We start from the raw sequence: 13,326 nt of genomic DNA on the forward strand, positions 1-13,326 counted from the left end.
GCCTACCGTATGAGATACCTCTCGAGTTCTTCGGGATGCGCATTGCTGACTTTGGCCAAACAGACATCTTCTCTTTTTCCATCCGGGTATCGTATCGATGCCGGGTAAGGCTCTTTTGCTCTTTTGGCGTATCGTTCAAAGGAAAGGGCAATTTCCCTGTAGGGAAGGCCCGAGTTTGCGTCTTCCACACCGATCACGGGGCCGGGAAACCCCTCGGGGCACACGAGGACAATTCTCCCTTTACCCAGCGTTTGAAGCTTTGTGTTTTCAGCTTCGCTCCTGGGGATGATCAGCTTTTCGCCCGACCCGAGCCTCAAGTGCCTTCCCACCTTCAATAAGTTGAACTCGTAGTTTTCGATGGTATCACAGTGCTCGAACAGATCTTTCAATCTGGGCGCAAACATCCTGTCGGTGAGAAGGCATCCCCCTGCGGGGCACGGGTAGTCCTTGAGGTCGTATTTTTCTGCCAGCATCAACTGCTCTTTTCTGGACCTTCCTGCGATGCTGAGAAGGTTGTTTCTATCGACCCAGCCCTCAATTTCGGGGATGGTGGGGGGGAAATGCTTTGCCGAGAGAGGTCGCAGAAGGAGTCCTTCCAGCCCACTTTTTTTCTCTATGAACCGCAGCACGTCACGCATCTGGGACATGGGCCGCTGGCCGAGGACTTCCCCCGTTACGATGAACCTGGCCCCTTCCTTTTCCATCCTTTCCTTTGCTTTCTTCAACCCGAAGATTCTGCAGTCTATGCAGGGGTTGAGGGCAGATCCGTATCCGTGCCGTGGATTTCTTACGATATCGAAGTAATCCTTTCCCTTGGGAAGGGTGACCATTTTTATCCCGAGCTGCTCTGCCATGAGTACCGACGTTGCCCTGCAGCCGCTGGTTCTCCTGTCGCAGGTGCAGAAAGGGGACGTCAGGTGGATCGCAAGGAGCTCTATGCCCTCGTCGAGCATGAGCTTGGCCGCCAGGGTCGAATCAAGGCCCCCGGAAAACATGATTATTGCTTTTACCTTTTCCTTCATCGTCCGTTTTCTCAACCGGTGCACGCCTCGCCGTACGAAATCGGGGAGAGAGGCCTGGTTATCGAGGGGCTCATGCCGCATACGGGACAGCTGTCGTTTCTTTTGAACTCAACGAAACGTACGGTCCAGTCGAGGCAGTCCAGGTACATGACCCTGTCCGTCAGAGGCCTTCCCGCGCCCGTTTTGAGTTTGAGAACCTCTGTAGCCTGTATCGAGCCGAACAATCCTGCCACGGATCCGAGGATCCCCGATTCCTGGCAGCCGGGCGAGTCCTTTCTCAGCGGGATTTCGGGAAGAACGCACCGAAGACAGCCTGATTCCCCCGGGATCACCGTGAAAAACTGCCCCCCGAACCTGAGAATCCCGCAGTGTACGAGTCTTTTTCCTGCTATGACACAGGCATCGTTCAAAAGATATTTGCTTTCAAAACTGTCTGTTCCGTCCACGATGATCTCGTATCCGCCGATGATATCAAAAACGTTGTCCGTGTTTATCCGTTCCGTATAGGTTTCTATGACGGTCTCGCCATGAAGCGCTTTGAGCCTCCTGGCCGCTACCTCCGTCTTTTTTTCTCCCACGTTTTTTTCCTGATAGAGTATCTGTCGCTGCAGGTTTGTCAAGTCTACCCTGTCATGGTCCACGATTCCTATTTTCCCTGCTCCTGCAGCGGCCAGATAGAAAAGGACAGCGGAGCCGAGCCCTCCGGCCCCCACGACGAGGACAGAAGACGAACGGATTTTTTTCTGCCCTTCCGGCCCGATCTCCTCGATGAGGATATTTCTGCTGAACCGGAGTATATTCTCTTCTTCTCTACCCATCCTTACAATTATAGTATAAAAGTTTCCAGAGAGTGCCCGTTAGGAGAAAAGAACGATCCGCCATTACGGAAAAGCTCTTTCTTGAAGAACTGGCGCTTCAGGTTGTGAATCCACTTCAAACTGGCTTAAACTGACTTTAAGGATCCTCACGGCACGGGGCCTTCCGGCTGAGCGGGGCGGCTACCGTGACTTCTTAAAGAATATTAGAAATGGAAAGAGGATTGCTATGGATAGGGTCAATATACGGCAGAGGGAGTTTCCCGTAACGAAAAACCTGATCTATCTCAACCATGCCGGCGTGGCCCCCATACCGGTGAGTGCAAAAACAGCCGGCGTCGAGCAGTTGAGGGAGTATGCGAACTACGGGGCATTCAACCCGAGGGGATGGAAGGACATATCGGACAGGGGAAGATTTTTGTTTGCAAAACTCATAGGAAGTTCGCCGGAAGAGGTGGCATTTGTAAAAAACACCTCCGAAGGCATTTCCTTCATCGCCGGTGGCTTTCCGTGGGCTGAAGGTTCAAACGTCGTAACGACGGCCTACGAGTTTCCCGCAAATCTCTATCCGTGGTTCGCTCTCAGGGAGAAGGGGGTCGAGGTCCGCATGGTGCAGCCCGAAGAGGGGAGAGTTCCTGCCGAAAAGATTTTCGATGCCGTCGATAGCAATACGACCCTCGTTTCTATCAGTTCCGTCGAGTTTATCAACGGATTTCGGCACGATCTGGCAAGGGTAGGTGATTTTTGCAGAAAAAGGGGTATTTTCTTCTTCGTCGACGCAATCCAGTCCCTCGGTGTCATACCCATGGACGTTGAAGCATACAACATAGATTTTCTTGCTGCAGATGGGCACAAGTGGCTGCTTTCGATCGAAGGTATCGGGTGTCTGTACGTCTCGAAAAGGGTGATGGACATGATACGGCCGATCGAGTACGGCTGGCATTCGGTGAAAAACAGATTCGATTTCGAACGGATCGATTTTACCCTGGACGTTACGGCAAAAAAGTTCGAGGCGGGTTCGCTGAATGCACTGTCGATATCAGTATTCAACAGATCGCTTGAACTGATCCAAGATCTTGGCGTCACTGCGATTTACGGGGAGGTGAAAAAGCTGATCGATCACCTCTTTCTGACAACCGAACCTTCGTGGGAAGTGATAACTCCCAGAGAAGAAACGGAGCGGTCCGGCATTTTCACGTTCATAGTCCCAGGTGCGGACCCCCAGGTTCTGTGGAAAAAACTGCTCGAGAAAAAAGTGGTTGTTTCCCCGAGAGGGGGGGGCATCAGGGTTTCTCCCCATTTTTACAACACCGTTGAGGAGATCGACCTCTTTTTCGAGCGCCTGCGTGAGTCTTTGAGGGAAATCGCCTGAGGCCAGACGTCCGGCCTAAAAAGATCCCGCTGGACCGTCATGATATCTAATTCGGCTGTTTTCCCTCATTGAGGAGGGGAGAGGAGGCCGATGGGGAACCCTGAACTCGTCGGCCTGACCTCTAAGGGAGCATGTTTTTCAATCAATTGTCTCCAGGTCATACTTCCTGCTTCCGAGACCTATCTTTTCCCCCTGCTCGAGCTGGACCTGCCAGTCGACATGAGGGTGGACACTTTTGAACGGGTCGATTCCCCGCTGACTCTCGATGATCAGGTCCATGCAAGCCTGGTCTATCGCCACCGGGTCGGTTGATACGCAAATGCCCAGATCCGGGGCCACCGGTACATCGTTGAACCCATAACAGTCGCACAGAGGGCTCACCTGGGTGATGAAGTTTATGTACAGGGTCTTTTCCTCTTTCCCCATTACTGCGCCGCGGGCGTACTCAGCCATCTTTCTCATCACCGACTCCGTCGCCTCGTTCCAGTTGACCTCAATGGTTTTTTCCGGGCAAATGACTATGCAGTCGGCGCATCCTATGCAGAGGGCCGAGTCGATTTTTGCCGAATCCGCCACGATGGCAATGGCACTCACCGGGCAAACGGCGACACACCTGCCGCATACAGTGCAGCCGGAAGGGTCCACGTAGGGAGAGACGGTTGAGTGCTGGAAGAGCTTTCCTTCCCGGGCGGCGCATCCCATGCCGAGGTTCTTTATTGCTCCACCGAACCCTGTCAGTTCGTGCCCTTTGAAGTGCGACACGGCAAACATGGCGTCGGCGTTGAAAACCTCCTCGCCGATGACTGCCTCTTTTACGTATTCTCCGTTGACCTCCACTTTCACCTTGCTCTCACCTCTCAGGCCGTCACCCATTATCACGGGAGCGCCCGTTGTAAGGGGGCCGAAGCCGTTGTAAAAGGCTGTCATTATGTGGTCCGGGGCGCAGGATCGCGTTCCGACATAGAGGGTGTTGGTGTCGGTAAGGAAGGGTTTCCCTCCCCTTCTTTTGATAATCTCGACTATCTGGTGGATGAATTGATGACGCACGAATGACAGATTCCCCCTTTCCCCGAAATGTGTCTTCACGGCCACCATTTCCCCCTTTTTTACGAGATCAGGATTACAATTTTGTTCGACCGTGCTTTCCAGTTTCTGTAAAAGGTTCTTCTCCGGCCCGGACCTCAGGGTAACAAAACTCACCGTTGGCATAATTTTGCCTCCAAATCTTGACTGTTGTAAAACTTCGTATTATAATTGATATATTAATGTTAAATGGCTGTAAAAGGATTGAAAATTAGCAAGTCTTCCTTTATCGCATTTAGCCGTAAATACTACAGATTCATACCACAACTTTCCCCTTTTGATAAATACAAAAAGGGGTTTTTTTTAAAATAGTGGGGGGTGTTCGATGAAATTTAAAAAGGGTGAAATGGCCGTTTATCCCGGCCACGGTGTGGGCGCTATAAAAAAGATAGAGAAACGGGTTTTTTCCGGGAAGCGCGAGGAATTTTACGTTCTGAGGATTTTGGACACGGAGACGACGATTCTTATTCCTGTGAAAAACGTAAAACAGGTGGGGCTCCGGAAGGTCATAACCACCAAGGAAGTAGAAGAAATTTACCGCATTTTAAGAAAGAGAAAATCCAACAGCAACAATCAGCCCTGGAACAGGAGATACCGCCACTATATGGAAAAGCTCAAGAGCGGTTCCCTCCGCGATATCGCAGAAGTCCTGAGAAACCTGTCGCTTTTGAAGAACGACAAGGCTCTTTCCTTCGGCGAAAGGAGAATGTTCGATACCGCGAGAAGCTTGCTCGTGAAGGAGATATCAATTGCCAAGAAGGTTAGTGAGGATTACGTCGAGAAGGATATCAGCAGATATATAAATTTTTAGCCGCAGCTAGTTGCCATAACAGGGTATATTAGGGAAAGCAGGGTGCTTTCCCTTTTTTTTTTATGAAGGGTGATCTCAAGTGTCTGCAGTTGCGATAATAGTCGGAGGAGGCAGCGGGGAAAGATTCGGTTCCGGTGTGCCAAAGCAGTTTTTTCCGGTGGCCGGAAAGATGGTCATAGAGTACTCCCTCGCTGCTTTTGCCGCAGCACCGTCCATTGAGTCCATCGTCGCCGTCGTGCCCCCTTCGCTTCCGGGTTCGGTACTCGATACCATTTTTTCCTACCGGAAGGTCTCGGCCGTGGTTCCCGGCGGAAAAACCAGGCATCTGTCGGTACTTTCTGGGCTCGAAGCGGTCAAAGAGACGCCTGCCGTTATCCTCGTCCATGACGCCGCCAGGCCGCTCATTGACGTTGAAACGATTGAGGAACTCGTAAGCGCGGCCAAGGAGAAAGGTGCTGTCATCCCTGCCATACCGGTTTCCGACTCCCTGAAGCTCTCGGCGGACGGAACGAGGGTGGAGAAATCTGTTCAAAGGAACCACCACTACAGGGCCCAGACTCCCCAGGCCTTCAGAGCGGATATATTGAGAGAGTCGGCCAGGAATGCAAAGGAGCGCGGCCTGGATTGCACCGACGAGGCGCAGATGGTGGAGCTATCGGGATACCCCGTGTTTTTGTTGCGGGGGGATGAGAAAAACGTCAAGATTACCTCTCCCCACGACATGACGGTGGTAAAGTCTCTCCTGGGGGCGTATACAGGCGAGTTTCGCGTTGGCCTGGGCTATGATGCCCACAGGCTCGTAAAGGGGAGGGAACTGTACCTCGGGGGAATCAAGATAGAATGGGAATCGGGCCTCCTCGGCCACTCTGATGGAGACTGTGCCCTCCATGCCATCGCAGACGCAATTCTCGGAGCTTCGGGACTTGGGGATATTGGATACTTCTTTCCTCCCGATGATGAGTCCATCAGGGGAATTGCGAGCACGGAAATCCTCTCCAGGGTGGCAGGGATGATCGAAGACAGGGGAGAAAGGATCGTCAATATCGATTGCGTGATAATATGCCAGCGTCCCCGGATAGCTGATTACGCTGAACAGATGGTTGCTTCCATCTCCCGTGCGCTGGGGATAGAAGGGGCCGCCGTTTCCGTGAAGGGTAAGACCACTGAAGGCATGGGTTTTGAGGGATCGGAAGAGGGAATCTCATCGATAGCTGTTGCTCTCGTAGAAAAAGAAAAGGGAGGAGAGTGAGCATGGGCCTGGTAGTCTTTAACACCCTCGGAAACAGGAAGGAGGAGTTTGTCCCCCAAAATGAAGGCGAAGTCAAAATGTACGTGTGCGGGATAACTGCATATGACCTGTGCCATCTCGGGCACGCTAGGGCAAACATCGTCTTTGATTTCATTTACCGGTACCTCCTGTTTCTCGGTTACCGCGTTTCCTATGTCAGGAATTTCACCGATATCGATGACAAGATCATTGACAGGGCATTCGAGGAAGGGGTGGATTACGCCGTGATCAGCGAGAGGTACATCGAGGCCTTCAACGATGATATGGAGAGGCTCGGCCTGTTACTTCCGAACCATGAGCCCAGAGCAACGGAGCACATTCCCGAAATTATCGCCCTGGTGGAGAAACTTATCGGCGATGGGTATGCATACGAAGTTGACGGGGACGTGTACTGTTCGGTGGACAGAATACTTGATTACGGAAAGCTCTCCGGGAAAAAAATCGAGGAGCTCCTCGCGGGCGCTCGGGTCGACGTCGACGAGAGGAAAAGGAATCCGCTCGATTTTGCCCTCTGGAAAAGGAGCAAAGAGGGGGAACCTGCCTGGGATAGCCCCTGGGGGCCCGGAAGGCCGGGGTGGCACATCGAGTGTTCCGCCATGTCGATGAAGCATCTGGGCGACAGCTTCGATATCCACGGAGGCGGAAAAGATCTCATATTCCCCCACCATGAGAATGAGATAGCCCAGTCCGAGGGAGCTACGGGAAAATCATTCGTCAGGTATTGGCTTCATAACGGGTTCGTGAACATAAACAGGGAAAAGATGTCGAAGTCGCTCGGGAACTTCTTCACCATCCGGGAGGTGCTCATGCATTTCCACCCGGAAGTGATACGTTTCTTCTTCGCGTCGAACCATTACCGAAGCCCCATCGACTTTTCCGACAGGAGCATACGGGAAGCGAAGGCGGGGCTCGACAGGCTCTACAATTTTTTCGAACGATATGTGCGAATCAGGGAGGCCGGTATACCGGCCATGGATGAGGGGGATGCCATCTCCTGCCTCGATAGGCCGGATCAGGGCCATCTGGCTGATCTGAGGAAAAAGTTTATAGACGCCATGGATGATGATTTCAACACTGCTGCGGCCCTGGGTTTTGTTTTTGATGCGGTAAGGAGAGTGAATCGATTGTACCCTTCGGTGATTTCGAAGGAGCAGGAGAAAGCGTCTGCCTTCCTGACCCTCGGAGTTATGATCATCGACCTGTCGAAGGTCCTCGGCCTGCTCGCCGATACCAGTGATGCCTACTTCCGCTACGGTATCGAAGACAGACTGAAAAAGCTTGGCATCTCCATCGATACCGTGTTGGATAAAATCGGCCAGCGGGAGGAAGCCCGTGCGGCTCATGACTTTGAAAGAGCCGACAGCATACGGGGTGAGCTTGCGAAATGGGGTATGATATTAGAAGACACGAGATCGGGAACGTTCTGGAAGTTCAAAGATGAAGAATCATGATGGGTACGTTTAACCTTCTTTCCTCGTTCACTCTCTCAGGAGATCAGCCGGAAGCCTGCCGTGCACTCGTCGAAGGCCTGAACCGGGGATTGCCCTACCAGGTCCTGCTCGGCGTAACGGGATCGGGAAAGACCTTTACGATGGCGAGCGTGATTGCCAGCGTCAACCGCCCGGCGGTAATCCTGGCTCCCAACAAGACGCTCGCCGCCCAGCTCTACATGGAGTTCAAAAAACTCTTCCCCGAAAACGCCGTCGAGTACTTCGTGAGTTACTACGATTATTACCAGCCCGAGGCATATATCCCCCAGACCGATCTTTTCATCGAGAAAGATTCCTCGATCAACGAGCAGATCGACAAGCTGAGGCACAGCGCTACCCGCTCGGTCATCGAGCGGCGCGATGTGATCGTTGTCGCTTCTGTCTCGTGCATCTACGGGCTTGGCTCGCCGGAATTCTACAACTCGATCGTCCTGAGAATAGCTGAAGGAGACGATTTCGGAAGGGATGCGGCGATAAAATGCCTTGTGAACATGCAGTACGAGAGAAACGAGTACGATTTTTTCCGGGGAGTGTTCCGCGTCAGGGGTGACGTCCTGGAAGTTTTTCCCGCCTATGAGGATTCGAGGGGATTGAGGGTGGAATTTTTCGGGGACGCCGTTGAATCACTGTCTTACTTCGATCCGCTGACGGGGAAGAAGATATCAAGGGTAAGGGAAACGGTTATATTTCCCGCGAGCCACTATGTGACTCCCGATCAGGTTCTTTCACGGGCAATTCTGACTATCAGGGAAGAGTTGAACGAGAGACTCCTCGAACTGAATCGCGAGGGCAAACTGCTGGAGGCTGAAAGGCTGCGTCAGCGGACAGATTACGACATGGAAATGATCGAGCAGATGGGTTACTGCAACGGCATCGAGAACTATTCGAGGCACCTGGATGGAAGGCTTCCCGGCCAGCCACCATTTACGCTCATAGATTATTTGCCCGATGATTTCATAATGTTTATCGATGAAAGCCACATTTCGATACCTCAACTTCGCGGTATGTACAACGGGGACCGTTCGAGAAAGCAGACGCTGGTGGATTTCGGATTCAGACTTCCCTCGGCCCTCGACAACAGGCCGCTTACCTTCGACGAGTTCAGGGAAAGGATAGGTCAGGCGGTTTTCGTCTCCGCAACCCCCGGGGGCTTCGAGTTTGATGTGTGTCGCAAAAGAACTGTCGAACAGATCATCAGGCCAACGGGGCTCGTGGACCCGAAAATTGAGGTCAGGCCCGCCAAAACCCAGATAGACGACCTCATCGGGGAAATACGGGTACGGACCGAAAAGAGCCAGAGGGTGCTGGTTACGACGATGACCAAGAGGCTAGCAGAGGAGATAACGGAGTATTTCAATGAACTCGGCGTTGCCACACGGTACCTCCACTCGGATATCGATACGATCGAGAGGTTCAATATCATACGGGCACTCAGGAAGGGGGAGTTCGATGTCCTGGTGGGAATCAACCTCCTCCGGGAAGGCCTCGATATTCCCGAGGTCTCACTGGTGGCCATACTCGATGCGGACAGGGAGGGTTTCCTCCGTTCAGCCCGCTCCCTGATTCAGACCTTCGGAAGGGCCTCGAGGAATGCTGACGGGACGGTCATCATGTATGCCGATTCCGTGACGGGCTCGATGCGTGAGGCCCTGAAGGAGACGGAGAGAAGGAGAAAGAAGCAGATGGACTACAACAGAGATCACGGCATAATCCCCCAGTCGATATCGAAAGGGATCGACGACCCGCTCGTCGCCGTCTCTGAAGCCGATTATGTGACCGTCGCGGGGGACGAGGACCTTCCAGCCGCTTCAGCGGGAGATGTGAGAAAATTGATTTCCCAGCTGAGGAAGAAGATGCTCACCCTTGCGAAAGAGCTGAAGTTCGAGGATGCGGCAAGGATCCGTGACAGGATATCGGACCTGGAAAAGTTCGAGCTTGGCCGACTGGACAGGTTAAAGGTGGCCAAATGAGCAGCCTCGATATTTCTATGGTGCCCGCGAAAACGGGCATCTACCTCTTCAAGGACAAGAGGGGAAAGACGCTTTATGTCGGGAAGGCGAAGAATATCAGGGCACGCCTCCGGTCATATCAGAGCCCCGGGTCAGACTCTCGCCAGAGGATTCTCTATCTGATGCGTGAGGCAGCAACGGTCGAGTTTTTTCTCACAACCAGTGAGAGGGAAGCGCTTCTTCTGGAGAACAACCTGATAAAGAAGCATCGTCCTCCTTACAACGTGTATTTCAGAGACGACAAGGAATACCTCTGCCTGAGAATCGACCTGAAGGAGCAGTTTCCCCGTTTTCAGCTGGTGAGAAAGGTAGCGAAAGATGGGGCGCTCTATCTAGGGCCGTACGAATCGGCGAAGAGAATACGCCACCTCCTGGGAATTGCCATCAAGCTCTTTCCCATGAGGACATGCTCTGACGCATGCCTTAAGGGCAGGGAGGGTCCTTGCATGCAATTTCAGATCAAAAGGTGTCCTGCACCCTGCGTCGGCCTCATAAGCGAAGAGGAGTACAGGGAAAATATTCAGAGGGCCCTGAAATTTTTCCGGGGAGATTACAAAGCCGTTCGGGCAGAGCTGAGAAAAAAGATGAGGGAATACGCGAAAAAGCTGAGGTACGAGGAGGCGGCTGAGGTCAGGGACAGGCTCAGGGTAATCGAAGATCTTTCTGCTTCACAGTCGGTTGTAAATGCCGCCCTTCCCGACACTGACGTTTTCGGAGTGTACCGGGAGGAAGACAGGGCTGCCGTTGCCATATTGTTCCTGAGAAACTGCAGGGTCATGGACGTGAGATGTTATACCCTCAGCACGGGGGGGGCTTCTGACGGCGAGCTTATCGATTCGGTACTGTCTCAATATTACGGAGATGGATCGTATCTTCCCGCCGAGATAGTGGTTCCCCTTAAACCGGGTGACGCATTCATCGGAGCGTCTCTATCCGATGGGGCCGGGGAGGCCGTGGATCTCAGGGTCCCATTGCGGGGGAAGAGAAGGGAGCTTATGAACCTTGCTGCCGAAAATGCGAAAGCATACTTCGAGGCGAGGAGAAAAGGGGAGCTTCAATATGGCGAACTGATGGAGCGCATGGTGGAAAGGCTGAAACTTGAAAAGAGGCCCGTTCTCGTGGAGTGCTACGATGTGTCCCATCACAGTGGTGATAGTGCCGTGGGTGCCCTGGTAACGTTTGAGCATGGGACACCCAAAAAGGGCAGGTACCGGAAGTTCAAAATCAAACAGGATGGCGGCAGGGATGACTACACGATGATTTCCGAGATCCTGGGCAGGAGAATAAGAAGAGGGATCGACTTCGGGCGGTTTCCGGACCTGATTGTCATCGATGGGGGGAAAGGACATCTCATGGCGGCTTTGAAGGCGATAGGGGAGGCGCCCGAAAGGGCCGATATCGTTTCTATTGCAAAGGAGCGGGGAAGCAAGGGGGAGGGAAAAGATGACAGGGTGTACATCAGGGGAAGGAAGAATCCTCTCAAATTGAAATCTGACGATCCCGTGTTGCTCTTCCTGAAAAGGGTAAGGGACGAAGCACACCGGTTTGCCCTTTCTTTTCACCGATCAAGGGATGAGAAATCAAAGTTGGTATCCATCATGAACAATTTCCCCGGTATCGGGCGGGTGAGGGTAAAGAAGCTGATGGATTCCTACGGGTCCGTCAGGGAAATCCTCGACAGGCCCCCGGCTGAAGTCGCCTCCCTTCTGAAAATATCCCCGTCGAAGGCGGCGGATTTCCTCGCATACCTCACAAAGGAGTACCCGCCAAGTTCGAACTGAGACTTAAACAGAGGCCATCAGGTCGTCTGTGAATTTCTAATTTTTCAGGCACACGCCTTGCTCTTCCGGAGCATATGCAGCCTCTTCGACCGCTTCTGCTCACCCAGTTGACCCTCTCCTATTTTCTGGGATATCTGCTGCCGGTTGCCGATGCGGGTTTGTTGCTCCCTGGCTTCATAGTAAATATTTGCACCAAAACAGCGAAAAACGATCGTGCGCTGGTTGTATTCTCTGCCCTTTTCTTCATTGCCGGTTCTGTTCGAGGGGTGCTTTCCGGTGTGAACTTACCCGGCGGACAGTATCTGAGTGGCGGGGAGACGGTCAGGTTTCTCGGTGTGGTTTCAGAGGTGAAGCAGGAGGGGCCTCTTGTTTGCCTGGTCGTGAGAGAAGCCCGGTTGGAACCGGTTTATGAAAACCGGGAACTGTTGTTCATTCCGAAAATCATGGTGCAGACATTCGGGGATTCCGGGTGGTACGAGTGCAGAAAAGGCAGCAGGGTACTCGGCCTGGGGAGGGTCAAGAAGCATTCCCTTTCAGGGTCGGGGTCTATATATGCAGCAAGGGCACTGGTCAGCGGTTTTCCATTCAAAATTGACCCGGTGAGGGGCGGAATGATTTTTTTTGGGGAAAAAAGAAGGAGAGGAACGCGCGCAGTGCTCGTCTCCAAGATCTACGATGGGCTCCGTGACGCCAAAAGATATGAAATGGGACAGGATTTCCTCCTCTCGATTCTCACGGGGAAAAGAGGGTACCATTCAACATGCAGAAAGGTGTTGGTCGATAGCGGCCTCGCTCACCTCCAGGCAATTTCCGGCCTTCACGTGGGTGTAGGATTTTTCTTCTTCGGCTTTGCGTCCCGCCTCCTTTTCCTCGTTATCAACCGCCTGGGTTTTATCTTTGACATGAATGGTCCGTCGCTTGTCCTGGCTGCACTCGGAACACTGGCATATGCTTTCCTGGCGGGCATGCCGGTCACCGTATCCCGGGCATACTCGATGATGATATTTTCCGCCTTGACGGTCCGGAAATACGACGACCGTTTTGTTTTCACACCCCTGGCGTTTGCTTTTTTCCTGGTGATCATCTCGGAACCCGCTGAGGCAATAACCGCCTCATTCGTTTTTTCGTTCCTTCTTACCTTTTACCTCCTTCTTCTGCTCGGGGCTCTCCTCCCCCGGTCGGCGGGCGGTGCCAAAACCGGGTTATGCATTTCGATTACCGCTTACTGTGCCTCGGTTCCCCTGGCTGCATACTTTTTCAAACGTGTTGCGCTTTTTGGTTTCATTTACAATGTTATCTTCGTCCCCCTCTTTGTCCCCCTCATCGGGCTGGCCCTGGTGTGGGCTTTGCTCTGTATACTAAGCTTTCCACTGGCAACGCTTGGCGGGGGAGCGCTTGCGATGCTCTTCGATATTTTGCTTCGCGCCGTAAAATGGCTATGCAGATTTACGGGGCCCGCAACCCCGGTAAAAGTTCCGGGCCTTCCCCACCTGCTGCTTTATTTTGCTGCCTTCACTTTCATTTTGCTTCTTACTTTAAAGACGGGTAAAAATGCCGATAGAATTATAGAGGCCGGAGCAGAAGGGAGCGAAAAAAATAGGGGAAAAACTCGATTGTTTAAAAAAAATCAATCTGATAAACTTTCAAATTAAACT

Annotated in this window: 10 protein-coding genes; 7 read left to right on the top strand and 3 right to left on the bottom strand. The window is 52.6% G+C overall.

Features of this window, described 5'->3' with window-relative positions:
* Positions 1-2 precede the first annotated feature (2 nt).
* Complete coding sequence (locus tag GTN70_02020) at positions 3-1,022, bottom strand: hypothetical protein (GenBank protein NIO15774.1); 1,020 nt, start codon at positions 1,020-1,022, stop codon at positions 3-5.
* A gap of 11 nt (positions 1,023-1,033) precedes the next feature.
* Positions 1,034-1,840 carry an adenylyltransferase gene (locus tag GTN70_02025; GenBank protein ID NIO15775.1) on the bottom strand — a complete coding sequence of 269 codons (807 nt, stop codon included), beginning with the start codon at positions 1,838-1,840 and terminating at the stop codon, positions 1,034-1,036.
* A 226-nt stretch (positions 1,841-2,066) separates the two neighbouring features.
* Here GTN70_02025 and GTN70_02030 point away from each other — a divergent pair, with 226 nt between their 5' ends.
* Entirely contained in the window at positions 2,067-3,209 is a 1,143-nt protein-coding gene (locus tag GTN70_02030) for an aminotransferase class V-fold PLP-dependent enzyme (protein ID NIO15776.1), read from the top strand.
* A 138-nt stretch (positions 3,210-3,347) separates the two neighbouring features.
* On the opposite strand, the gene GTN70_02035 is transcribed toward GTN70_02030, so the two are convergent.
* Complete coding sequence (locus GTN70_02035) at positions 3,348-4,418, bottom strand: DUF362 domain-containing protein (GenBank protein NIO15777.1); 1,071 nt, start codon at positions 4,416-4,418, stop codon at positions 3,348-3,350.
* Positions 4,419-4,617: 199 nt separating this feature from the next.
* Between GTN70_02035 and GTN70_02040 the strand changes: the two genes are divergently transcribed.
* The 6 genes from GTN70_02040 (at position 4,618) to GTN70_02065 (ending at position 13,323) form a co-directional block, all read left to right on the top strand.
* Positions 4,618-5,103 carry a CarD family transcriptional regulator gene (locus GTN70_02040; protein ID NIO15778.1) on the top strand — a complete coding sequence of 162 codons (486 nt, stop codon included), beginning with the start codon at positions 4,618-4,620 and terminating at the stop codon, positions 5,101-5,103.
* A gap of 79 nt (positions 5,104-5,182) precedes the next feature.
* Complete coding sequence (gene ispD / locus GTN70_02045) at positions 5,183-6,352, top strand: 2-C-methyl-D-erythritol 4-phosphate cytidylyltransferase (GenBank protein NIO15779.1); 1,170 nt, start codon at positions 5,183-5,185, stop codon at positions 6,350-6,352.
* A 2-nt stretch (positions 6,353-6,354) separates the two neighbouring features.
* A complete protein-coding gene (locus GTN70_02050; GenBank protein NIO15780.1) occupies positions 6,355-7,842 on the top strand; it encodes a cysteine--tRNA ligase in 1,488 nt (495 codons plus the stop codon).
* Positions 7,842-9,851: an excinuclease ABC subunit UvrB gene (gene uvrB / locus GTN70_02055; protein NIO15781.1), complete on the top strand. Its 2,010-nt coding sequence runs from the start codon at positions 7,842-7,844 to the stop codon at positions 9,849-9,851. Before GTN70_02050 ends, uvrB begins: the two co-directional genes overlap by 1 nt.
* A complete protein-coding gene (uvrC, locus tag GTN70_02060; protein ID NIO15782.1) occupies positions 9,848-11,671 on the top strand; it encodes an excinuclease ABC subunit UvrC in 1,824 nt (607 codons plus the stop codon). Before uvrB ends, uvrC begins: the two co-directional genes overlap by 4 nt.
* 74 nt (positions 11,672-11,745) lie before the next feature.
* Entirely contained in the window at positions 11,746-13,323 is a 1,578-nt protein-coding gene (locus tag GTN70_02065; protein NIO15783.1) for a hypothetical protein, read from the top strand.
* The last annotated feature ends 3 nt before the right edge of the window (positions 13,324-13,326 follow it).

It is taken from the genome of Deltaproteobacteria bacterium, assembly GCA_011773515.1.
In the GTDB taxonomy this organism is placed as follows: domain Bacteria; phylum Desulfobacterota; class Deferrimicrobia; order J040; family J040; genus WVXK01.